This window comes from Streptomyces sp. NPDC005393 (assembly GCF_040606675.1).
Lineage (GTDB): Bacteria > Actinomycetota > Actinomycetes > Streptomycetales > Streptomycetaceae > Streptomyces.
Genome location: NZ_JBEXFG010000002.1, coordinates 184,999 through 208,741 on the forward strand (window position 1 = coordinate 184,999; position 23,743 = coordinate 208,741).

Genomic DNA, 23,743 nt, shown 5'->3' on the forward strand with positions numbered 1-23,743 from the left:
ACCCTTACCAATGCGGGTGCGGCGGTGCGCCTTCCAGCAGATATCTCGATGTCGAGATAACTCTAGTACATCGCTCCCGCGCGGTCATGTCATGCCCGGGTGTCCTGTCTCAGCGGACCCGGGGCAGTCTCGGTCTTTCCGGGGCATCGGTGGCAGCGTCTCAGTCTTTCTCGGGCGAGTAGTGCGGTGTCTCAGTCTTTCTGAGGTGCCGCTGACTCGCCTTGCCTACGGTCGCTGTACCGCGTCGGTGCTTGGTCTTGGGGGCCGGGATGGATGCAGCGGACTTCTGGGTGCGGCTGGTCGGGCCGGATGGTGCCAAGCGTGAGGGTCCGTTGTCCGTGATGTGGCCGGTGCGGTTCGAGTCCGGGGTGCCGTCGCGGTCCTTTCCGTCGTATCGCGGGCAGCGGAACTTCACGGGCTGGTACTGGTCGGCGACGGCTGGAGGGCACGTTCCTTATGAGTCCTGGCTGGAGCGTGATCACCTCATGCGGCTCGATTTCGATTCCGAGGTAGTCGGCGTGGCTGCCCAGCCGTTCGGGTTGTCCTGGCGGGACAGCGAGTTGGGTCCGCTGACGCACACGCCTGACCTCTTCGCGCGGCGGACCGATGGAACGGGTCTGGTGGTGGACGTCAGGCCGGATGACCGGATCGGCGAGCGCGACGCGGTGAAGTTCGCCGGAACCAGGGATGCGTGCGCTCTGGTCGGCTGGGAGTACGAGCGGGTCGGCGAGCTGGATCCCGTGTTCGCGGCGAATCTGCGTTGGCTGGCGGGGTTCCGGCATGCGCGGGTGATGCGGGAGGACACCGCGGCGGCTCTGCGGAGGGTGTTCGCGGGTGGAGCCGGTCTGCTGGCCGGTGCTCGGGCCTGCGGTGATCCGGTTCACGTGCTTCCGGTGGTCTACCACCTGCTGTGGTGCCGGCAGCTGGCGGTCGACCTGGAGTCGTCGCCGTTGTCGGCGTCCGCATGGGTGACGCCGGGCCGGGTGGCGCGGGAGGGAGGCGGGGATGGTGATGCGTCCGCGGCTGCTGTCCGTGGGTGACCGGGTCCGGTTCGACGGCCGGGAGCAGACTGTGGTGGCCTTGTCCGGGCCGCGGGTGCGGCTGGTCGACGACGGCCAGGAAGCCGCCGTGGTGCTGCTGACGCATCTGGTGGGGTCGGCGGGCTTCGAGGTCCTCAGCGCCGTTCCCGCCCGACCGCTGGTAGCGGCCTCGGGGGTGTTGGACGGGCTGCCCCAGGAGGCGGTGGAGCGGGCGGAGTGGTGGCAGCGGCATCTGGTGGAGGTGCTGACGGGCCGGCCGCTGGATGATCCTGGAGGCCCGGTCCGCGAGGAGTACGACCCGGCGACTCGGTCTCTGCGGCAGCGGGAGCTTGCCAAGGTAGCGGAGTTACGGGAGTGCGGGACGCCGGTGTCGCTGTCCCGGCTCCAGCGCTTCCGGGCCCGGTTCGAGTCCGACGGCATTGCCGGGCTGGTTGACCGGCGCTCACGGGCGATGAGTCGGCCGACGGGCCGGGTGGATCCGCGGGTGGTGGCCGCGCTGGAGCAGGTGGTGGCGGCTCAGACCGAGCGTTCGACGGTCTCCGGCGAGGTCTTGCGGCACCGGATGGAACGCGTCCTGGAGGCCGATCACGGCCGGGACGCGGTGTCTCTGCCGTCGCGGGCGACGTTTTACCGGCTGCTGTCCGCGGTCAGCACCGGCCGTCACACTTTGGGCTCGGCCCGCACTCGGCGGTCGCTGGCCAAGCGTCCGGAGGGCACGTTCGGGATGCTGACGGCGGTTCGGCCTGGCGAGGTCATGGAGATCGACTCGACGCCGCTGGACGTGCTCGTGGTCCACGACGACGGCACGACGGATTCCTGCGAGATGACCGGCCTGGTCGACCTGGCGACGCGGACGCTGGCGGCGGCGGTGCTGCGCCCGACGACGAAGGCGGTGGACGCCGCGCTGCTGTTGGCCAGGGCCATGACGCCTGAGCCGATGCGGCCCGGCTGGCCGGAGGCGCTGCGCATGACCCAGTCGGTGTTGCCCCATGCCTCGCTGCTGGATCTCGACACGCGGCTGGCCCAGGCTGCGGGGGTGCCGGTGATCACACCGGAGACGATCGTCTGCGATCGCGGCAAGGCGTTCATGTCCGAGACCTTCCGCCGGGCCTGTCACACGCTGGAGATTTCTCTGCAACCCGCGCACCCGGACACTCCGACCGACAAACCACATGTCGAGCGGACGCTCCAGTCGGTCGCGTCGATGTTCGTCCAGTTCCTGCCGGGTCATACGGGCCGCAGTACTGAGCACCGCGGCACGGCGCCGGAGAAAGAGGCGGTCTGGTCGATCCACCAGCTGCAGGCCCTGCTGGAGGAGTGGATCGTCGCCCGGTGGCAGAACCGGACCCATGACGGGCTGCGGGATCCGTTGATGCCAGGTCGGCCACTGAGCCCGAATGAGAAGTACGCAGCGCTGGTCACCGCGGCCGGCCATGTCCCCATCACGCTGTCGCCGGACGAGTACATCGGGCTGCTGCCTCGCCAGCAACGGACTCTCAACTCCTACGGCTTCAGGATCAACCACCGGATCTACGACGGCCCGGCACTGGCAGATCTACGCAGCGGGCGCGTTGGCAGCGGCCGTGAGGGAGGCCGCTGGGATGTCCATCACGACCCCTACGACATCTCCCGCGTCTGGGTACGCCACCCCGAGAGCCGCGAGTGGATCACTGTGTTCTGGCGGCATCTGCGCACGACACCGGTTCCTATGGGTGAGCTGGCCTGGGACCAGGCCCGCAGGATCGTCGCTGAGCGCGGTCCTGCCCGTGACAACGAGACGGCGATCAGCCAGGCCGCGGCGGACCTGCTGAACGTCATGGCCGCCGGGCCTGAATCCCCTCCGCCCAAGAGAACCGAGCAGGGCAGGGCAGCACGGCGGCGCAACCGCCGGGTCGCAGCCCGCACCCGCGCCACAGCAGAACCCTCCTACCCCCGCCCCGAGATCCCGCCTCGACCTGAGCAGACCGGACCGGCTGAGCCGGAGGCGGAGGAGGACATGGCGGATGTGATCCCCCTTGGCCTGTCCGATCCGCGAGAGGACCCCTGGAGGCGTTCATGACGGCCAGCGAACAGCCCACGTCACGTTCTCTCGCCGAGCGGGATACCGAGAGGCAACTGCAGCTGACCACCTTGGAAGGATGGCGGGATTTCGTCACCGACGCTCCGCCGCCGTCCGCACTGCTGACCGAACAGGAATACCAGGCTCTGTCCGCGACCGAACGGGTACTGGACGACGAGGACCGCATCGATTACCACGCACGCACACTGGTGGTGGCTACTCCGACGATCCGGCACATCGTGACCTGCGGACGCCGTCAGGTGCTGATGAACCGCCACGAGCGGGGCGCCCGCCGCGGGTTGCTGGTGTCCGGGCCGGCCGGCACCGGCAAGTCCATCGCGATCACGCAGCTCGGCCTTTCGCACGAGCTCGCCGACCGGGCCCGGCATCCTGGTGTCACCGACCGCATTCCGGCGATCTATGTGACGGTGCCGCCTGCCGCAACGGCCCGGATGATCGCGGCGGAGTTCGCCCGCTTTCTCGGCCTGCCGGTCCGCGCCCGGCTGAACATGACGGACATCATCGAAGCCGTGGTCGGCGTGCTCATCGACGCCCGCTGCAGCCTCATCCTGGTCGACGAAGTGCACAACATCTCGCTGACCACCCGCAACGGTGCCGAAGTGTCCGACACCCTCAAGTACTTCTCCGAACGCATTCCCGCCACGTTCGTCTACGCCGGGCTCGACCTGGACAACAAGGGCCTGCTGGAGGGCACCCGGGGCGCACAGATCGCGGGACGCTTCACCCTCATCCCCACCGCTCCCTTCCCGCAAGGACCGGAGTGGAACCGTTTGGTCGCCACCTTGGAAGACACCCTCCGGCTGCGCCGCCACCGGCGAGGCACCCTTCGCAAGCTGGACGGCTGGCTGCATACGCACACCGGCGGAATGATCGGCGCCCTGTCCCACGCCGTCCGCGGCGCTGCCATCGACGCGATCCTCACCAACACCGAGAAGATCACGAAAGCAGGGATCGAAGCTGTCCCGCTGGATTTCGCCGCCGAGTCCGACCGCCGCGCGAAGCTCATCAAGGCGAAGCGGCCATGACCGCTGAACTGGCCCGACTGCCGATGAGAGTGCGGCCGCACCTGGGCGAGAGCACGGATTCGTACATCCGGCGGCTGGCCCGCGCCAACCATCTCAGGCCCAGCTACCTCCACGGGTTCCTCTGCGGGCCGCCGAACTGGTTCGGCAAGCCTCTCCTGACACGTCTCGCCGCCCTGACCGGCCACAGCAGCGACGGACTGCAGCATGCTCTGGCGGACGCGAGTTCCCCACGTCGGCGCCGCAAGCCCGCTCCCGTCCGCGCCGGCTGGCCCGAGGTCCTCGCCGACCAGCTCCGGGCCGCCCGGGACGATGCCGCCCTCCGTCCGCTGCCGCTGCCGCTGCTGGCCCGGAGGCACGGCATCAGCCGACGCGCCCTCCGGCATGCCCTCACGCTCGATCTTCCGCCGACGCGCTCCGCCGGCCGTCGCGGACCCTCGGCACTGTCATCGCTGCAGCCGGTGATCGACGCCATGGCCGCACACGGCTGCCGGGCCCGGGAGATCTGGACGCGGTTGATGAACGAGTACGACACGTCCGTGAGCCTGTCCACGATCATCATCTATCTGCGGACGCGGGACAGCTGATGCCTCCCACCCGCCGGCTCCCCAGACTTGTGCCCCTCTTCCGGGACGAATCAGTCGACTCGTTCCTCGCCCGGCTGGCCGCGGCCAACCACGTGGACACCGAGGAACTCCGGGCGCTTCTCCAAATCCGCATGCTGAAGAAGACCCCCGTCACAGCGCTGCGAGAACCACTCGCCACCGTTTCCGGCTACACCGAACACCAACTGACCCTGGCCCTGCCTGAGTTCATCACGGTGGAGAACACCGACACCCCGGGCCTCATCGACCGGCCTCTGATCAACGACCGCACACCCCAGCGACCTGCCTGCCGTCTCTGCACCCTCCGGGCGGGCATCGCCGAGCCGGTCATCTGCTGGATGACCCATGACCGCAATGTCTGTCTCCGCCACTGGCTCTGGATCGGTGACGGCTGCCAGAACCCGGATGACCAGGTCAACATCTCCCCACTGCCTGCCACCGTTCTGGCCCAGCGGCAGCACCGCAACCTCATCGCCCGCCACGGGCGGCGCTGGGTCAACCTCGCATTCCACGACGCGAAGAAGATCTTCCTGGCCTGGAAGGAACGCTACGAGTTCGGCCCCGAGGAAGCCGTCGTCCGGCGTCTGACAGCTCTGATCTACCCCTCCGGCAAACCCGTCGCCGACGGGCTGGCCCTCGCCGCCGGCTTCCACCCCGAAATCGTCACACTCTCCGGCCTGCTCGCCTCCGACCACTGGGAACGAACCGCTTTGCGGAACGGTGGCCTTGCCCCCTTCATCCGTGAAGTCAGCACCCGCGGCATCGTCGCCGGCTACGAACCCGACGACATCGACGACCCCCTCATCAAGTGGGTTCGTGACCGTCTCACCCACTACAAATTCGCCCTTCACCACGCCGGATGGGACACGCTCTCGCTGATCTTGCACAACGAGACAACCCGCAGAACCACCAACCAGCCGACGAAAGACTTCCGCACCTGCCCCTTGACCTTCCCCCGCTACTGACACGGCCGCAAGGGGGTGATCGAAAACGGATTGCGCACAGGGGCTGCGGTTGGATAGATGTTGCGAACGAGCCCCTGCCGCAAGGGTGAGGGGCACGACAGCGAGAGGAGGGATAAGCCGATGATCCCCATGATCACCGCGCTTGCGTCCTCCCGGGGCGTGGACCGCGTCTGACCCCGGAGCGGACGGGCGCCTTCACCGGAGCGTGCCTGAACCGTGAACCAGAACGACCTGACCATACGTCCGATCAACGGACCCGAAGAACTCGGTCTCTTCTCTCAACTGCCCTACGTCCTCAACGAGGAACTGGCAGACGACCTTGCCGTCGGCCGACGACGCCCGGAATGGATGTGGGTCGCCCTGCGCGGTGACCGCCTACTGGCCAGAGCTGCCTGGTGGAGCCGAGTCGGCAGCGACACACCGCTCATCCTGGATGTCCTCGACATCGACGACAACGCCCCGAATCTCGATCACAGCGACATCGGGGTGCGACTTCTGCACACCGCGACGGCTGCCACCCTTTCGAACGGGTCGTGTCCCCCTGAGTACAGCCGTCTCGTCCCGCCGGACTGGCGTGAGAACACACGGATCAGAGAAGCCGTCGAGAACCGCATGACGGTACTGGAACGGACCGGTGCACGGCTCTTCGTCGAACGGCTGCGCCTGGAGTGGCATCCGGAATCGCCAGTCCCGAAGCCCACCGAGCGCCTTGCGTTCCGGCCGATCCGCGGCGCCGATGAACTCGTGGCATTGATGGCCTCGGTCATGGACGGAACGCTGGACGCACACGGCCGTGACGACCTGACCCGGATGTCCGCCCAAGAGGCGGCCATCAAGCACTACGAAGACGAGCTGGCGCGCTACACAAGCCCACGAGACTGGTGGCGGATCGCAACGCTGCCCGACGGAGAGCCAGTGGGATTCGTCCTCCCAGCCCACAACGGCTACAACGCGATCATCGCCTACATCGCGGTCCTTCCCACGCACCGCGGCAATGGCTACATCGACGACCTACTCGCCGAGGGCACCCGCATCCTTGCCGGGCAGGACGTCCCTCGCATCCGCGCGTCCACAGACCTGGGCAATGTCCCGATGGCGAACGCCTTCCATCGCGCTGGATACGTCAATTTCGGGCGGGAAATCAATATGACCTGGAGCTGATCGACCACCGGGCAGGTGCTCCAGAGACGGCACTCCCGCAAACGCCCGGGCTGCCTCAGGTCGGATGAGACAACCCCAGCAGCGATGTCTCAATCGATCCGAGGCAGCCCTCGTCACCGGGCCACAATGCCTCAGATCGATTGAGACAGGACACCGGGTTGTCCGCTGTCATCCAATCGAGGCGTTTGACAGCGAACCCAGTCGTTTCGGCTTCTTTGCCAGTGAACCCGGTCTCGTACGAGGTAACGCGCTGGGGGTGCTGGGTGGCCGTACCGGTCGGGGTGGATCTTGCGGAGCCATACGTCGAGCTGTCGTATGTGGATGGTGTACGCGAGCGTCGGCGGCGTCCGCTGCTGGACTGTGTGACGGCCCAGTTCGAGGACGTGACCGCCGTACGGCCGTTTCGCTGGTCGCGCGGTGAGCGTCACTTCTGCGGCTGGTACTGGGCGGCAACAACCGGGCAGCACGTCGGTTTCGAATCGTGGCTGGAGCGGGACCGGCTTCTGCTGATGGACTTCGATCCGAGGTGGTGGGGACCGCCTCGCAACCGTTCTGGCTGCACTGGCACGACGGCGAGCGGGAGCGTCGGCACGCTCCGGACTACTTCGTACGCCGCACGGACGGCTCGGCGGTGGTCGTCGATGCCCTCGGCGGTCACTTCCTGGAGCCAGCGGAGATGGAACAAGGTGGGGAGCGTCTCAAGCCGGTCGCCGGCGGCATCGGCGCCGACCATCAGCGGGACCGGGGCCGAGAGAGCCGGCCCGGCCGACGCCGGCACCCTGAGGCTGCACCGCGAACCCGTGCTCGCTGACGAACTCGTCGCCCAGGCGGTGGCGGCCCACCGCACCCGTGCCGAGGCTTCCGGTGTCCGTCTGCTCACCCGCACCGATCCCGGTCTGTGGCTGGACGCCGATCCGGTGAGGATGCGCCAGGCCCTGGGCAACCTCGTCTCCAACGCGCTCCGGCACACCCCCGCGGACGGCACGGTGACGGTCACCGCCCGGCAGACCGGTGACCTGGCCGTCCTCACGGTGGAGGACACCGGCGGCGGCATCGCCCTGGAGGACCTGCCCCATGTGTTCGAGCGTTTCTGGCGGGCCGAGAAGTCCCGCAGCGGACACACGGGCGGCAGTGGACTGGGGCTGTCCATCGTCCGCCAGTTCGTCGAGGCACATGGTGGAACCGTCACCGCGGACAGCGAGCCCGGCACCGGGGCGGTGTTCACCATCCGGCTCCCCCGCGGGCAGGAGCCGGACAGCCTGTCGCCGTGACGTGCGATCGTGCGCGGCCTGACGTTGACTGGGCCCGTTCACCGGTACGGGTGATCGCCGGACGGATACGCCCCGAGGCGTGGCGGACCGCGTTAGACCTGAGGCAGTCGTCCCGATACCCGGTGGAGGCCCGACGTGAGCACGCAATCGCCTTCGTACGTGGCGGATGACCCCGAAACCGCACTCAAGTACGCGATCCAGCGTATCCGCCATCTGGGGAGGACGCGGGCGCGTTGCTGCCCGACCGGACCCTGCTGATCGTCGAGGTCACATCGGAGGCGGACGGGACGGTCGACCGGACCGTGAAGCGCCGGCGGTACGCCGAGTACGGTGCTCCCCTGTATCTGCTGGTCGACCGGCAGGAGCGCCCGCGCACCCTGTACGCCGGGCCGGGGCCGGTCGGGTACGCCGTGGTGGACGGGCCGTACGGTTTCGGGGTGCCGGTGTGGCTGCCGGAACCGTTCGAACTGGAGCTGGACACCTCCGAGTTCTGATCTGAGCCACCCCCGGACGCCGCGATACTGCCACCCATGGATCCGCAACTGCTCCGCACCTTCGTCTCCGTGGCCCACCGCGGCTCCTTCTCCGCGGCCGCCCGGGAGCTGGGCGTCACCCAGTCGGCGGTGTCCCAGCACATCGCGGCCCTCGAGGCCGATCTGCGTACCCCGCTGCTGACCCGGCGGCCGGTCGCGCCGACGGCTGCCGGGGCGCGGCTGCTGGAGCACGCCCGGCCGCTGCTGCTGCGGCTGGACGCGGCACGGGCGGATGTCGAGCGGCTGGCCGGGTCCGTCGCCACCCGGCTGACCCTCGGGGCCTCGCCGCTGGCCATGGCCCCGCGGATGGCGGCGGCACTCGCCGGGGCGCGCCGGGCGCACCCCGGGACGCGGACGGCCGTACGGATCCTCGGCCGCCGGGAGATCCCCGCGGCGGTGGCGACCGGGGCGCTGGACCTCGGCCTGGTCGACGGTCCGGCCGCGCCCGGTGACCCCCTGACGCTGCCGGACGCCGGGCCGCTCACCACGGTGGCGGTCGCGGAGGCGCCGCTCGTGGTGGCCCTGCCCACCGGCCATCCGCTGGCCCGGCGGCTGGGGCTGCGGCTGGACGACCTCGCCGGTGCCCGCTGGCTGGATGCCCCGGATGCCGCCATGCCGCTCGGCCAACTGCGTGCCACCGCCGGAAGCGGCGGCTTCCGCGCCTCGCTGACGTACGAGGGCAGCGAGGTACGGGCACTGGTCGCGCTGGCCGCGGCGGGGCACGGGCTGGCGCTGCTGCCGCACGCGGCCGTCGAGGGCGTCCCCGGTGTCGTCACGGTCCCGCTGATCTCACCGCGTCTGGTCCACCGGACCGAGCTGCTGCACGGCGCCGCCGTGGACGGCCCGGCGAGGTCGCTGGCCGCGCTGGTGACGGGGGACGGCCGCCGCTACGCGTGACGCGACGCGGTACGGGGACGGGCCGGAGCGCGTCGCTCGGCCCCGCGTGAACCATCCGCTCAGCCGCCCGCCAGCCGGGTTCTGACCAGCGACAGGACCTCCTCGTCGGAGAGTCCGAGCGCGCGGGCCTGGTCGACCAGGCCCTGTACGCCTTCCAGGAGCCGGGCCCGCCCGGGGGACTCGACCCCGGTGACCACGGCCCCCCGGCCCCGGCGCAGCTCGATCAGGCCCTCCTCGCGAAGGCGCTGATAGCCGCGGAGCACCGTATGCACATTGACGCCGAGGGAGTCGGCGAGCGCGCGGGCGGCGGGGAGGCGTTCGCCGGGCCGTACCGTGCCGTCCGCGATCGCTCCGCGTACGGAGGCGGCGATCTGGTCCCCCAGCGGCACCGACGACCCGGGGTCGACTCGGAAGAGCATGTCAGCCCTGCCTCCCCGGACCGGTCCTGACCCGTTCCCGCAGGGCGTTGAGCAGGGCGGCGGCCGTGGCCGCGTCGTCCACCGTCACCACGAACTCCTTGCCGGTGGCCAGCCGCAGGCACAGCGCGTCGCCCGAGCGCAGCACCAGCGCACTGCGCCCCGCCCGCATCCGGTACCCCCAGCCGCCGAGGTCGAGCGCGCGGACCTCGCGGCTGGTGGCCTCGTCGATCCGCGCCAGCGGCATCCTCAGCCGGGGGCGCGGGGCGAACCAGGGAGCGACGGTGAGGCCCCGGCGGTCGACGGTCACCCGGCAGCGGGACAGCGCCGCCGTGAGCACCCCGACGGCCATCAGCGGCCCGCCGCCCGCCCAGCCCGACGCCAGGGCCAGGGCCAGGGCCGCGCCCACCACCACGGTGAGCACCCCGGCGCCGACCAGCACGGGCGATCCGATGGTGTGCGTCCAGACGGCGGCCTCGCCCTTGGCGAGCGGGAGGCGGGGGCCGGCGGGCCCGGCGGCGGGCCCGGCGGCGGACGGGGCGTCCAGACCGGCCAGCAGCCAGCCCACCCATCCGACGGCCCCCGCGACGGCGAGGGACACGGCCAGGTGCCACAGGGGGAAGTCCACGGCCGCGGGGTCGGAGACATCGGCGTTGGCGAAGAGCAGCGCGGCCGTGATGTAGCCGAGCATCGCGGGCGTTCCGTAGCCGGTAGCGACGAGCAGCCGCTGGGCGCCGAGCGCGGTGCGCGAACGGTGGGCGATCGCGGCGGCGACGATTCCGGGGACGAGGATGAGGGCGGTGGACACCGAGAGGAAGGCACCCGGACCGGTGAATCCGTCGGGCTCCCCACCGCTGCCGATATGCGTGGCGAGCGGATCCGGCAGCCGGTCGCGCAGAGCGGCGTAGACCGCCAGAACAGCGGCCCAGGCCAGCACGAAGGGCAGAGCGACGATGAGCGCACGGCGCACGGAACGGGTCACGGTGACCTCCTTGTTCGCATACTAATAGAACACTTCTCGACCGGGCGGGTGGCATCTCACCCATCCCCCCGGTCGCGTGCGCATCTCATATGTGAGATAGCCTCTTTTCCATGACTGACGACTACCTCTCACGTATCGGCAAGCTCATCCGTGACGCCCGGCAGCACCGAGGCTGGACCCAGTCCCAGCTCGCGGAGGCGCTCGGCACCAGCCAGAGCGCGGTCAACCGTATTGAGCGCGGGAATCAGAACATCAGCCTTGAGATGATCGCCAGGATCGGTGAGGCCCTGGACAGCGAGATCGTCTCCCTTGGTTACGCGGGCCCGATGCATCTGCGCGTCGTGGGAGGCCGCCGCCTCTCCGGCGCGATCGACGTCAAGACGAGCAAGAACGCGTGTGTGGCGCTGCTGTGCGCCAGCTTGCTCAACGCGGGCCGTACGACGCTGCGGAGGGTCGCCAGGATCGAGGAGGTCTACCGCATCCTCGAAGTGCTGGGCAGCATCGGCGTCCGCACCCGCTGGATCAACGACGGCGCCGACTTGGAGATCGTGCCGCCCGCCGAGTTGGACCTCGACTCGATGGACACCGAGGCGGCCCGCAGGACGCGCAGCGTCATCATGTTCCTTGGCCCGCTACTGCACCGGATGGACCGCTTCCGGATTCCCTACGCGGGCGGTTGTGACCTCGGCACCCGCACCGTGCAGCCGCATATGACCGCGCTGCGCCCCTTCGGCCTCGAAGTGACCGCCACCGACGGGATGTACCACGCCCAGGTCGACCGCGCGGTCTCCCCCACCCGCGCGATCGTGCTGACCGAGCGCGGCGACACGGTCACCGAGAACGCGCTGCTGGCCGCCGCCCGGCACGACGGCGTCACGGTGATCCGCAACGCCTCCTCCAACTACATGGTCCAGGATCTCTGCTTCTTCCTGGAGGAGTTGGGGGTCAAGGTCGAGGGTGTGGGCACGACGACGCTGACCGTGCACGGCGTCACCCGGATCGACCGCGATGTCGACTACGCGCCGTCCGAGGACCCGGTGGAGGCGATGAGCCTGCTGGCCGCCGCCGTGGTGACGGAGTCCGAGCTGACGATCCGTCGGGTGCCGGTCGAGTTCCTGGAGATCGAGCTGGCCGTGCTGGAGGAGATGGGGCTCGACCACGAGCGCTCCCCCGAGTACTCGGCGGACAACGGCCGTACCCGGCTGATCGATCTGACGGTGCGGCCGTCGAAGCTCCAGGCCCCCATCGACAAGATCCACCCAATGCCGTTCCCCGGCGTCAACATCGACAACGTGCCCTTCTTCGCGGCCATCGCGGCGGCCGCGCAGGGCTCGACCCTGATCCACGACTGGGTCTACGACAACCGCGCCATCTATCTCACCGAGCTGAACCGGCTCGGCGCCCACGTCAAACTCCTCGACCCGCACCGGGTCCTGGTCGAGGGCCCGACGCGGTGGCGCTCGGCCGAGATGATGTGCCCGCCCGCGCTGCGCCCCGCGGTGGTGGTACTGCTGGCGATGATGGCGGCGCCGGGGACGTCCGTGCTGCGGAATGTGTACGTCATCAACCGCGGCTACGAGGACCTGGCGGAGCGGCTGAACTCGATCGGCGCGCAGATCGAGACCTTCCGCGACATCTGATCGGCGGGGTGTTGTGCCCCTTGGAGGCAAGGGGCACGGCACTTCAATGTGCCCGCTGACCTGCAGATACCCACCTTCACAGCTCTCCACTGATCACTGTTGTTTTTCAGCACCTTGTGCAACGCACGTGCAAGATGATCTTTGATTGGTTGACGATACGTCAGAGAAGCCTGAGCACCCGTCAGCCTTCACGGAGGGTTGTCGCCGAAGTGGCCTAGCAACCTCTGATGTCGGTCGTGTCACGCCGACCGCGTCTGGTCGACGAGGTGAACCGCCGTCTGCCCGACGTCTCCGGTCTCGCGACGCAGCCTGGGTCCGGCCGCGCATCCGAGTCCTCCGGCTGACCACCAAGTCACGCAGAAGAGGGCCCGCACCACGCGGGCGCGGGTCCTCTGTCGTAGACGGGCGCCGTGTTTAGCAGTGGGTGTGGCAATCCCGATGCGGAAGCCTGCTGCGAGGCGAGCGCAGGCGCCGCCGCCGCACAGTGTGCCTGGACGAGTAGGGCCTGCCGACCGCAGGTCAGGCGACGCCACGGGAGCCGATTTGACGGCGTGGCCTGCGAGGAGACCGGAGAGGTGGTACAGGGTGCGGTTGGAGACAGATCGATGTTGGACGGGCAGACAAGCACACAAGGGATCTTCGCGGACTAGTGATCTTCGCCGTGAACCCGTCTACCAGGGGCGTTCTTCATGCCCGCTACTGAGGTCACCTACCCAACCTCCCGTCAGGTTGAAGACAGCTCAGTGGCCAACAAACTCTATTCGACGCACCATTCAAGATCACAAGACAACAGCTAGTAAGTTGATCCCCTCACGCTGAATGCCGACGTTCACGGTCAGAGGGCAAGCAGACCCCGGTCGGCCGGGGCCGCATTTGACCACCCTGGGGGGCTCCACATGACGAACGAGCAACGGACGGTCGACCAGCGCCTGTGGCCTCTCCTGGACTCCCTCCGGGGACACATGGATGCCAGCGAGATGGCCGACGTGCTGCTATGGAACGCCGTCGAATGGCGAACCCGGACTACGGGCCTGCCTGCACCAGAACTCGAAGACCTTCAGCGTGCCGCGGGGAATGCACGGCGCAGGACCCCTGAGTTGGACTCATTGCTGGACAGTGAGCAACAGGCACTAAACAGCTACACGCCGACCCAGCTGCGTCACTATGCCCGTCTCCTGCTCCGCCCCCACCTGCCCTCGGACCACCGTGGCGAGTTCACCACGTCGGCCTCGCTCGTCGAGGTTGCCAGAACCGCCCTGACCGCGTACGCGCACGAGCGCCGCACGGAGGCGGCACATCTCTACGATCCGGCGTGCGGTTCCGCCACCCTGGCGCTGGACGCGGCGCAGGTGCTGGCCGAGCAGACCGGAACGGCTGTCACCGTCAACGGCCAGGACATCAACGCGGCGACTGTCCGGAGTGCCCGTGCCCACGCCTTCCTCCTGGGCGCCGACTCCAGGTTCAGCCAAGCTGACTCGCTCACACAGGACGCCTTCCCCGACCGCCGATTCGATTACACGGTGGCCGAGATTCCGTACGGCCTGTCCTGGCGGAACAGCTACGAGGAATGCGCAGCCGAGGCCGACCGACCGGAGGGCCGCTACCCCGCCGGGCTTCCACAGCCCGACAACGCCTCGCTCCTGTTCGCCCAGATCCTGGTCAGTAAGCTTCGGGCTCCGGCGGATGGCGGCGGCCGGGGCATCATGTTCACCACCACCGGACCGCTGTACGACGCGGGCGGCAGCGCTATCCGTACATGGCTGCTCGACCAGGATTTCCTGGACGCCGTGGTCGTGCTGCCGGAAGGGCTCAGCACCAGCACCGGAATGCGGCTGTACGCCCTGGTCTTCTCCAACCGCAAGCCTGCGGCACGTCGGCACAAGGTGAAGTTCATCGACCTCCGGGGCTTCTACCAGGACGGGGACGCCCGTCGGCTCGAACGCCGCACGATCAGCGAGGCGGCTCTCGACGAACTGTCCCGCAGCCTGAGGCATTCAAAGCCGACGGCCTACAGCCGATCAGCCGCAGCAAAGGATCTGTCCTTCCGACAGGTCAGCGTCACCCACCACGCCACTGCGGTCACCAGCAGGCGCGAGCCGGGCGATGTTCCGCGCCTGACCATGCTCCTGCCGGCGACCTCCACCACCGAAGCCTGGCGCGACACTCGGTACGCCACTGTGCCACCGACCGTGACGGACGTGGCCAAACCACCGTTCACACGGTTCGACGTGGACCGCGTCTTCACCACCGACCGAACCCCGCGTGCGCTGCGAGCACTCACCCAGCTCGGCTGGAAGACCGCCCGTCTCACCGAGCTCACCGAGCACCTCTGCTACATCCCCTCGGCCAAGGCCGCCGAGCGCGCCGCCCTGCTGTCGGCCGTCACCGGGGAGCAGGCTCTTGTCGTCCCCATCGAACCGCACCTGGACGCGGTGGCCGGGGACCCTGGCGAAGTTGCTCCCGACAACCGGGTGCTCGTGATTCGGCCCAGGAACGCGTACACGGACGCCGAATACCTGGCGGGGTGGCTCAATTCTCCTCTCGGCCGGCACCTGCGCTCGACAGCCGTCGGCTCCAGCGGCGACAGCTACGTCAGCCCCCGCGCCGTCAACCTCAACCAGGCCTGGCGCATGGCTGACGATCTCCTCGTCGCACTGCCGGACCTCCCCGTCCAGAGGGAAATGGCCCGCGCGGAACGGGCGCTTGTCACAGCTCGCCGTCACCTGGTCGACTCGCACCGGGAGCTCTGGAACGACCCGAAAAAGCGATCCGACATCTACCGCGAAGCCAGCAGTCTCATTCCGTCGGCAGATCTCTCTCAATGGGCGACCAGCCTGCCCTTCCCTATGGCCAGTGCCCTCTGGGCATACGAGTCCAAAGGCGACAGCAACCTGCACGCCCGCCGCGACCAGATGTTCCACTTCTGGGAAGCCACCATCCAATTCCACGCCACCGTCAGCGTGTCAGCCCTGCTCCAGGACCGTTCACGGCTCCAGCAGGAACTTCCCGCACTCGCCGAGCAAATCCGCTCCACGGGACTCACCCCCGAGCGAGCCACCCTCGGCGTCTGGCACATCATCCTGCAACGACTCAACAAGAGATATCGCACCGCACTGACCGGAACCGACACCGACGAGCAGGCACGAGCACGAGCAACCTTTGCCGATGCACCACCAGATTTCCTGGACACCCTCCTCAGCGCCGACCTCACGAACCTGTTCGGAGAGGTGATCCAACGGCGCAATGCCTGGAGCGGCCACTCAGGTACGACGACCGCCGCGTCGCTCAAGGAGCAGCTCGACATCCTGACCGGTCACGTCCACACCCTGCGCAACCTGATCGGTGCCGGTTGGCAGGACTTTCCTCTCGTTCGCGCCGGCGCCGCCCGGATCAGAAACAGGATATTTCACCATGATGTGGACCTGGCCATGGGTCCTAACGCACCCTTCAGACAGGAACAGATCCCGATCAGCGTGGCCATGGAGGAAGACGGGCTGTACCTCCTCTCACGCGAAGCGGGCAGCGCACTCCCCCTCGCACCGCTGATCGTGATGCACCCGGCAGCGTTCGGATCGAACAGCGGCTGCTACTACTTCAACCGCCTCCAACCTGAAGGTGTCCGATTCGTTGCTTACCACGAAACAGCCGAACCTGAACGGATCGAAGACGCCCCACCCACCGCCGCTCTTTCTGCTGCCCTGACCTCCGGCGAGACGGCCGCCAGCGACGGATCCCATCAGACGGAACACGCCTAAGGCCGTGCTCTATGTGGTGAGTCGGACGTGTCCTCTGTAACAGCAGAGGACAGCGGCGAGTCCGAGGAAGGCCAGGCAGTTGCGGGGGCGGCATTCGTAGCGGTGGTTGAGTCTGCGGTAGCCGGTCGGCCAGGACAGCGAACCGCCCCCGCCGAACTCAAGCAACGCTGGCACATCCTGCAGCAGGTCGCCCTCGGCCCGAGCCGGATCAGCGACATCGCCCATGCTGCCCTCGTACTCAACGGAAGCAGGAAGTGATCACCGCTGAGTAAATGGCCGGGCACGCTGACCGTGATGACGCGGCTGCCCATCTCAACTACCGGACTTCCGTCGAGACCGGGGCGAGGAAGAAGAGGCACTGGGCCGCGTTGAATTCGCGCACCTCCGCAATGAAGCGGAACTTGTCGCCGATGCCGACGGTGGCGGGGATCTTCTTGCCCGTTAGGTTCAGGTTCCCGGTGTTGATGTCCTCGTACTTGAAGGCCGGGCCGGCCGTCGCGTTCGGTCCCTCGTCGCCTGGGCCCAGAAGGTAGTCGTAGCGGGTCTTGTAGTCACCGTGGGGCGCCATGTGCGTGATCGAGCCGTTGAACGCGACCGTCTGGCCCTCATACCTGGTCGCGAAATCCAGGTTCGCTTCCCCGCACGTGTCCTCCGTCAGCAACAGCGCCGCGAACTCCGGGTTGTTCTCAGGCGTGATCACCTCAGTGGCAGCCGACTCGGCTGCGGTCGGCGTCGCCGTCGCCGTCGCCGAAGGCTTCTCGCTCGCAGCGGCCATCGACTTGTCCGGCTCGTCCTTCTTCCCGTCTCCGTCACCGAGTGCAGAGGCAGCGCCGATGACGATGGCCAGGATCACGAGGGCGGCGGCCGCCGCGCCGATCAGGAGCCACGGCTGCGGCTTCTTTGGCCGGCGGAAGTTGAGGGTGGAGCGAAGCATGCCCTGGGCTTGTGCAACGAGCTCCCAGCCATCCTTCTCCATCTTCGAGATCACCAAACCGTCGGTGCCGCGAACTGTCTGCACGGTCTTGTACTCGTAGTTGATCTCGTCGGCCATGCGGCTCCGCGCCCCCCAAAAAATGGACTGTTCATACCAACTGCCTCGCGAGCATAAGAGGCCGTCTCATTTGGCGAGTCGCCGGTAGCAGATGAGGGTGCAGGCGATGCTGATGAAGGCCAGGAAGTGCCCGGCTTTGCGTTCGTAGCGGCGGTGCAGTCGACGGCAGCCGGCAAGCCAGGCCATGGTGCGTTCGATCGTCCAGCGGTGCCGGCCGAGTCGCTGAGAAGACTCGATGCCTTTGCGGGCGATGCGGTGGGTGATTCCGCGTGAGCGGAGCCAACGTCGCAGGTGATCGTAGTCGTAGCCCTTGTCGGCGTGCAGCTTGGCGGGCCGACGTCGGCGCGGTCCGCGGCGGGAGCGGATCGGCGGGATGCCTCGTACGAGGGGTTCGAGGGCCTGGCTGTCGTGCAGATTCGCGCCGGAGATGCCGATGGAGAGGGGCAGACCGGTCCGTTCGGTGATCAAGTGGATCTTCGACCCTTTCTTGCCCCGATCTACAGGATTCGGGCCTGTCAGCTCCCCCCTTTCAGGGCCCGCATGTTCACCGAGTCGATCGCACAGCGGGACCAGTCCAGCTCGCCGCGTGCACCCAGTTCGTCCAGGACCAGGCGGTGGAGCTTGGCCCAGACCCGGGCCTTGCTCCACTCGCTGAACCGCCGGTGGGCTGTTGGCCCCGAGGGCCCGAACGACGGGGGCAACTGCCGCCAGGTGCAGCCCGACGTGGCCACGAAGATGATCGCCGCCAGAACTTCGCGGTCTCCGTACCGCCGTCGGCCGCCACCCTGCGGCCGCGAGGGAGCGGGCGGCACCACCCGCTCGAACAGTTCCCACAACTCATCTGGCACCAGACGCTCAACGATCCCCACGACGCCAGACTACCGAACACGCCAAATGAGACGACCTCTAAGGGGACTCCGCGAGGAACTCGGCATCACCGACGTCAACCTCGGCTCCGAGCATGCGATTCAGACCAAGAAGCACTCAGTCGGAGACAAGCCGACTCGAACGCTACTTTGTAACGGTTGTGGCGCCGTCCACCGTTAATCTCGCACTTCATCCAAGACTGCCGACCGTCAGCTCCCGTTGGGCTGGACTGACGACTGCACCGGCATGGCGTGCACCGTCGTCCCGTCCCGGCCCGGCGCATTCAGCACGATCGGTGGGCGGTAGCCGGCGGGAAACGTCTCGACCGCCAGGTTGGCACGAACCACCTGACGGCAGGCACCTCGTGACGGCGGTCCGGAAGTATTGGTCATGGGGCCGGGCCCAAAGGGGCGGCGGACGCGGCGCCGAATCGGAGGACGGCCGGGGGCCTTCTACGGGGTCCATGCGCCGCTGAACAGTGCCAATTCCAGTAGGTCGGGAGCGAGCGGCCAGTGCGTGGACCCGGCCAGCTGGTCGGTAGCGCCGTGTGCCCATCTCAGGTACACGTCGTAGCGGTGCGGGGTCCACCCGCCGTCGCTCCACAGCCAGGCAGCGAGCTTCGCGGGTTCCTCAAGCCCGATCTCCTCCCCCAGTCGTGTCGTGTACGCGCGCAGGACACGAGCTATGCGCTGGTCGAGGATGAGCGGGCGCGGCCCCGGCGCATCCACTACGGCGCCGCCGGCGAAGTAGAGGAACTTGGTAAAGAACGCCGGTCCAAGGCCTGCGATCGCGCCGCTCAGCCTGCGGTAGCCCGCCACGGCGCCATCGGTCGCCATCAGCGCAATAGCCTGTGCCAGCACCGCCTCAACCGGCGCTGGGCGCAGAATCTCACCCAGCCGGTGGGCCCCGTAGCCGATGTCACCCTGTCCCCAGACGTAGCTGGCGACGAGTGTCTCGGTCCAGCTCGCCGTTGCTGCCCCAGTCCGGGCCACCGCCAGCACCTGCGCCCGGCTCAGCGAAGTTGGCTTACGTCCGACCTGCTCTGCCAACCCCGAGGGCCACGGCCGGATGCCGGCCCAGGACCCCGGGATGTAGCGAACGGCGTGCTCGCCGGTCCCGTCCGCGTACGGCGCCCCGTCTCCGGCCAGCCAGGCTCCCAGCTTTCCCATTGCATCCGAAGGAAGCGGACGCTCAAGCATCCGCGCGTCCAGTTCCCCGGCGCCCTCTCGCCACCCCATCAGAACCCCCTCCTTTGGTTCCACCAGTTCGCCGTGACAGCAGGCATCACCAGTTCGTGACGGATTCTGTCCCGAGGAAGTGCACCCCGCACAAGTGCGGGACGGTTCAGCTGGTCTTGCGGGCGGAAAGTGGGCTGGAACCAGGTACGGCCCGGATGCCAGGAACGTTGTCAGCACGAAGTCTGGCGGCCACAGCGCCGGGACTGATCTCCCCAGCCTCGTACTGGCTTGTGGGGATCGCCACTATCTGGGAAACCGCCAGGACGCTCCCGACCGGGAGACCGGCGAAGGCCTCTCGCATGTGGCGGGCGACATCGCGCCGGGACCGGGGCATCTGAACCGTCGCCGGCCTACCGACGGGGGTAGCCTCCCTCGCCCCCGGCCGGGGTGCCGGGAAGCCAGCAACCGAGAAGGTGGGCGCGCCTCCATCCGGGCGTTGCCAGCGCCGGGAGAACGCCTCGGACAGATGGTCAGCCCGGGCCAGGATGGTCTCCTCATCCCACTGAGCAGGCAGGGAACGGTTCAACGAAAGTGCACTGTGCACGAGGATGTCGGATCTCTTGCGCTCCCAGGGACCATTGGAAACCGCTGTGTTCAGTCTGCCGGTGAGCAGAGTCAGGTTTCCCACGGTGTGGAGGAGGGACTGCCTGCGCTCGTGAACCTCGACGCTTCCGCGGCCTCCGCCCTCGGGAAGCGGCCAGTGTTCCTCCCATGCCTGGGGCAGTAGGTGCTCGATCGTCAACTCCCCGTTGTGAACCTGTCGCTCGGTCTTGCCCGAATACAGCGAGTCCTCCAACTCGGCCAGCAGCAGCCGCATCCGGGTCCGCGTGAGTTGCTTGTACAACGGCTGGGACCGAAAGACATCTCGGATATCGCGATCGCGGGGCCAGAACCCGGAGTCGGTTTCCTGTCGGAGCAGAAAGTCCGCCACGACCGACGGGTCGTCCTTCGCCTTCAGCTCCTTGAGCAGTTCCAGGAAGAGCCGGTTGTAGTTCTTCGTCGTCAGGCGGCAGACGGTGCGTCGCACCAGGTAGGAGTCCAGGGTGGCCACCGCGCCGGCCCGGTCGTCCTCGTCGAAACGGCTCACCAGCCACAGGAGCACGGGCATCACGGTGTTGGCGTCCAGAACACCAACAGTGCGCAGAAAGCGGCCTTCCGGTGTCAGCGGCTGTTCCTCGGCCGTGAGCCGTCGGTAGGCACCTGCCCGCTCCACCAAGCGCCTCATCAGATCAACCAGGCCCATATCAGCGGCCTTGACGTACCTGCGAAAGGTCAGGAAGAGCTCGGGAGCCATCACCTCCTCGGCGAGTTCACCCGTCAGGTACTGCATGAGGAAGACGTCCAGGCGAGGCCGCTTCAGCCTTCCCTGCCGCACCTCCTTGCGCCAGTCAGGCGTCTCCAGCTGCGCCCACAGGTCCCTGTACAGCTCCTCCACCGGGAGCCCTTGTTCCTCCGCCTGCTGGAAGACCAGGTTCTTGACCAGGTCGGAGGCCTGCAACGGGGTGCCTCGGTCGTTCAGAGCCTCGAAGATGACCTGGGCGTTGTCCTCGGGCTTGAGATCGATAATGACCAACTCGAACTTGTCACGAAGCACGCGCACCAAGGCATCAAAGCCCTTGTCCAGCCTGCTTTCGTAGTTCAGCTCTTGTGCCCACTCGACCGTGCGGTTGCGAAAGAACCGGTACGCCTGGACGATTGCCGAGGCGTCCGGAGTGACGGGGAATGCGACTTCGACGGGCCGCCGGAGCCGACCGTCCATGACCATGCGGAACGAGTCACGGTCAATGTTGGTAGGCCACACCTTGTAGGCAGCATGCGGGTCGTCGGTCATGTCGTCGTCGTTGGCAGTCAGTTTGACGAGCGCACGTACGTACCTGTCCTGGACATCGAGCTCCCGTGCGACATCGCGGACCGCGGCAAGGAGAACCTGAAGTGTTGTCAGCCTCTGCTGTCCGTCGATGACCTGTCTGGCGGGCATCGACCCCGTGAGTGTCAGCAACTGATCCAGCACGACCGCACCAAGAAAGTGCGGATGAACTTCCTCATCCGCCATTCTTTGGTGGACCAGAGCGGTGACGTCCTCCCACAGCGGGCGCCAGTTCCGGTCCTCCGTCCAGACGTACGGCCTCTGGAAGACCGGCACGACGAGTCGCCGGTCCGGCCCGAACAGATCGCGCAGGGTCATCGATTTCGCTTCCACACTGTCCTCCAATAGGGGCTGGTCACACGAGCGGAGTACCTGCCATTGAGGTCCTCTCGGCCGATTCAGGGACTAGCGTCAACCCCGCAACCCGTGGCCCGCCCGCTCCACCGACCTACGGAAGCTGCCCCTGAAGCACACTGCGCACAACCGTGTCCGGCTCGAGATCGCGCAGATCACACGCAACCTCCCGGCCTGGATGCCGATACTCGCGTTGACCAACCGGCACTCGGGCCGCCATCCTGCCCGCGCACGGCCACAGCGTGCGACATGGGTCGTCGCCACCCTCGGCAGCCCAGCACGAATGAGCGTCAGGACTCGGTGGGCTCGATGGCCTCCTGTTTCGCCAATCTGTCCCGCAGCTTCTTCGCAACAGGTTTCACCTTGTTATCCCAGAAAGGCTTGACATGAGGAGCGATGAGAATAGCGCCTACTGCGGCCCCGCCGATGGCCAACTCTTTCCAACGGACCTGAGAGTCATCGTCGCCACCACTACCGCTGTAGTCCACGATGGGCTCGGGCTCGAAAATGGCCCCTTCTTCAGCGGGAGACCCTCCGTCGTCGAAGCCACCGGGATTCGCTTCCATATCGGCCCTCAGTGCCGCTACCGTCTCCTCGCTCCAGGTACGAGTTTCCCAGTTCCGGTTGTACTGGGCGTAGCCGCCCGTACCGCGTGAATGGTATTGCTCCTTCGCGTACTGCTGCCCCTTCTCGGTGATCCCATAAGCGCCGGGGTTTCCGTCCAGATAGCCGTACTCCTTGAGGAGCGCATTCATCTCTCGAGCCGTTCGGCCAAACTCCTCGCCCAACACCCGTGCTGATTTCCCCATGGCTCAGCGCCCCCTCTTACACTTCGGCCGCACGCGGGCCGCCGCTGACGATATGGGCGACGTTACCGGCAGCACACTGCACTGCGGGGCTAGTTCTGTCAGACGCGTACCGCCTTCGCTGGGACGCCGAGCAGCGCCTGGCCTTCAACGGCCGCAGTGGCCTCACCGAGCCCCATAGCGACACCCTCACCGCGGCGGGACCTGCGCGAGCGGACGGCGTTCGCCGACCTGCTGACGTTGCCACTCACAGCATCCCGTGGTGCGATCCGCTACAGCGTTGCCGTGGATCCCAGCCATCCGGCTGCACATAACCTTCGCTGCGGCCAGTGTCGAATTGGAGCTGCCGGGCGGGGTGCCCGCCATTCGAATCCCGCTGCGAGTGGCAGTTACACACCGGTCTGCACGGCCTCGAGCTGATTCACGTGGCGGATCCGCCGGGGACGAGCGGTCACGCCGTCTCTCCCCGTGTTCTGGAGCCGCTGGCTCAGGCAGCAGCTTCTCGACTGCGAGTTCGTCGTGGTGACCGAGACCGTCAACGGCAGCTTCCCGTGGGCATCACGTCCGATGACCTCGACGATTGGGAGGAGGCCCTCGACAGGCTCGCCAGTAAACGGTTCGTGCCGTCGCCCACGAATTCGCCAGAGCCGAAGTCCGTTTTCAACCTACCCGTCGCGTTCACGCACCTGCGGGCGGGAGACCAGGGCCCAGACCACCTTGCCGTGACGCTCCCGGTGCCACCCCCATGCCCGCGCGAGCGTCTCGACCAAGAAGAGGCCACGCCCGCTTTCGTCACCGTCATCGGCAACCCTCGGTTCAGGGTTCGTGCCAGCCTGATCCAGGGTTTCGATCACCACGCCGCTCATGGTGCTGAGCACGTGGACCCACACGAGTCCTGAGGTTCCCGATGCCGATACGGCATTTCCAACCAGCTCACTGACGACCAGGAGCACATCGTCCAGGTGGCCAGGAGCGACATGCTCCGCGAAGGATCGGCGGACTTCCTTCCTCACGCGAGGAACTTCCGCCGCATCAGAGAGGATGAGTAGCGTCATCTCCTCGGCGCGGAATGCATCGTGACCCGCGATTGCCAAGCAGCCTGCCCCCAATAGCGCGCATTTGCGGACCATGAGTTCCCTCCTGCGGGCCCCGGACATCACGGGGCTGACGACGAACCGTGTGTTGTCCACGAT

The 23,743-nt window shown here is 67.6% G+C and carries 17 protein-coding genes and 4 pseudogenes; 12 read left to right on the forward strand and 9 right to left on the reverse strand.

Annotated features, from left to right (window positions below; translation table 11 throughout):
• Positions 1–290: 290 nt before the first annotated feature.
• The 10 genes and pseudogenes from ABZS71_RS03350 (at position 291) to ABZS71_RS03395 (ending at position 9,574) form a co-directional block, all read left to right on the forward strand.
• Complete coding sequence (locus tag ABZS71_RS03350) at positions 291–1,040, forward strand: TnsA-like heteromeric transposase endonuclease subunit (protein WP_356207153.1); 750 nt, start codon at positions 291–293, stop codon at positions 1,038–1,040.
• Positions 1,006–3,099, forward strand: coding sequence for a Mu transposase C-terminal domain-containing protein (locus ABZS71_RS03355; protein WP_356207155.1), 2,094 nt, complete (start codon positions 1,006–1,008; stop codon positions 3,097–3,099). The genes ABZS71_RS03350 and ABZS71_RS03355 overlap by 35 nt, the downstream gene beginning before the upstream one ends.
• Positions 3,096–4,145, forward strand: coding sequence for an ATP-binding protein (locus ABZS71_RS03360; RefSeq protein WP_356207158.1), 1,050 nt, complete (start codon positions 3,096–3,098; stop codon positions 4,143–4,145). The genes ABZS71_RS03355 and ABZS71_RS03360 overlap by 4 nt, the downstream gene beginning before the upstream one ends.
• Positions 4,142–4,729 (forward strand): TniQ family protein, encoded by a 588-nt coding sequence (locus tag ABZS71_RS03365; protein ID WP_356207160.1) that lies wholly within the window; start codon positions 4,142–4,144, stop codon positions 4,727–4,729. Before ABZS71_RS03360 ends, ABZS71_RS03365 begins: the two co-directional genes overlap by 4 nt.
• Positions 4,729–5,712, forward strand: coding sequence for a TniQ family protein (locus ABZS71_RS03370; protein ID WP_356207163.1), 984 nt, complete (start codon positions 4,729–4,731; stop codon positions 5,710–5,712). The genes ABZS71_RS03365 and ABZS71_RS03370 overlap by 1 nt, the downstream gene beginning before the upstream one ends.
• Positions 5,713–5,928: 216 nt before the next feature.
• Positions 5,929–6,873 carry a GNAT family N-acetyltransferase gene (locus tag ABZS71_RS03375; protein WP_356207165.1) on the forward strand — a complete coding sequence of 315 codons (945 nt, stop codon included), beginning with the start codon at positions 5,929–5,931 and terminating at the stop codon, positions 6,871–6,873.
• 263 nt (positions 6,874–7,136) lie between these two features.
• Positions 7,137–7,516: pseudogene (locus ABZS71_RS03380) on the forward strand (TnsA-like heteromeric transposase endonuclease subunit); the annotation flags it as partial.
• A 121-nt stretch (positions 7,517–7,637) separates the two neighbouring features.
• Positions 7,638–8,144: pseudogene (locus ABZS71_RS03385) on the forward strand (HAMP domain-containing sensor histidine kinase); the annotation flags it as partial.
• A gap of 224 nt (positions 8,145–8,368) precedes the next feature.
• A pseudogene (locus tag ABZS71_RS03390) lies at positions 8,369–8,638 on the forward strand (Uma2 family endonuclease); the annotation flags it as partial.
• A gap of 36 nt (positions 8,639–8,674) precedes the next feature.
• Positions 8,675–9,574, forward strand: a complete 900-nt coding sequence (locus ABZS71_RS03395) for a LysR family transcriptional regulator (RefSeq protein WP_356207167.1) — start codon at positions 8,675–8,677, stop codon at positions 9,572–9,574.
• Positions 9,575–9,633: 59 nt separating this feature from the next.
• Here the strand turns inward: ABZS71_RS03395 and ABZS71_RS03400 are convergent, their stop codons facing one another.
• Complete coding sequence (locus tag ABZS71_RS03400) at positions 9,634–9,993, reverse strand: GntR family transcriptional regulator (protein WP_355850586.1); 360 nt, start codon at positions 9,991–9,993, stop codon at positions 9,634–9,636.
• A 1-nt stretch (position 9,994) separates the two neighbouring features.
• Entirely contained in the window at positions 9,995–10,972 is a 978-nt protein-coding gene (locus ABZS71_RS03405) for a hypothetical protein (RefSeq protein ID WP_356207169.1), read from the reverse strand.
• Between the two features lie 110 nt (positions 10,973–11,082).
• On the opposite strand from ABZS71_RS03405, the gene ABZS71_RS03410 reads away from it, so the two are divergent.
• Together ABZS71_RS03410 and ABZS71_RS03415 are read left to right on the forward strand one after the other, a co-directional pair.
• Positions 11,083–12,612, forward strand: coding sequence for a UDP-N-acetylglucosamine 1-carboxyvinyltransferase (locus tag ABZS71_RS03410; RefSeq protein ID WP_356207172.1), 1,530 nt, complete (start codon positions 11,083–11,085; stop codon positions 12,610–12,612).
• An 896-nt stretch (positions 12,613–13,508) separates the two neighbouring features.
• Positions 13,509–16,367: an N-6 DNA methylase gene (locus tag ABZS71_RS03415; RefSeq protein ID WP_356207175.1), complete on the forward strand. Its 2,859-nt coding sequence runs from the start codon at positions 13,509–13,511 to the stop codon at positions 16,365–16,367.
• A gap of 9 nt (positions 16,368–16,376) precedes the next feature.
• Here ABZS71_RS03415 and ABZS71_RS03420 read toward each other — a convergent pair.
• The 7 genes and pseudogenes from ABZS71_RS03420 to ABZS71_RS03450 all read right to left on the reverse strand — a co-directional run.
• A pseudogene (locus ABZS71_RS03420) lies at positions 16,377–16,508 on the reverse strand (IS5/IS1182 family transposase); the annotation flags it as partial.
• 175 nt (positions 16,509–16,683) lie between these two features.
• A complete protein-coding gene (locus tag ABZS71_RS03425; protein ID WP_356207177.1) occupies positions 16,684–17,418 on the reverse strand; it encodes a DUF4839 domain-containing protein in 735 nt (244 codons plus the stop codon).
• Positions 17,419–17,484: 66 nt separating this feature from the next.
• Positions 17,485–18,281 (reverse strand): IS5 family transposase gene (locus tag ABZS71_RS03430; RefSeq protein WP_356207536.1). Its coding sequence is split into 2 segments (ribosomal slippage): positions 17,485–17,948 and positions 17,948–18,281, totalling 798 coding nucleotides; the frame shifts between segments, so codons are not numbered across the junction.
• Between the two features lie 456 nt (positions 18,282–18,737).
• Positions 18,738–19,523 (reverse strand): hypothetical protein, encoded by a 786-nt coding sequence (locus ABZS71_RS03435; RefSeq protein ID WP_356207179.1) that lies wholly within the window; start codon positions 19,521–19,523, stop codon positions 18,738–18,740.
• 106 nt (positions 19,524–19,629) lie between these two features.
• Positions 19,630–21,723 (reverse strand): DUF262 domain-containing protein, encoded by a 2,094-nt coding sequence (locus ABZS71_RS03440; RefSeq protein WP_356207181.1) that lies wholly within the window; start codon positions 21,721–21,723, stop codon positions 19,630–19,632.
• Between the two features lie 311 nt (positions 21,724–22,034).
• On the reverse strand, positions 22,035–22,553 hold the full coding sequence (locus ABZS71_RS03445) for a hypothetical protein (RefSeq protein ID WP_356207184.1): 519 nt from the start codon (positions 22,551–22,553) through the stop codon (positions 22,035–22,037).
• 662 nt (positions 22,554–23,215) lie between these two features.
• Positions 23,216–23,740, reverse strand: coding sequence for an ATP-binding protein (locus ABZS71_RS03450; protein ID WP_356207187.1), 525 nt, complete (start codon positions 23,738–23,740; stop codon positions 23,216–23,218).
• Positions 23,741–23,743 lie beyond the last annotated feature (3 nt).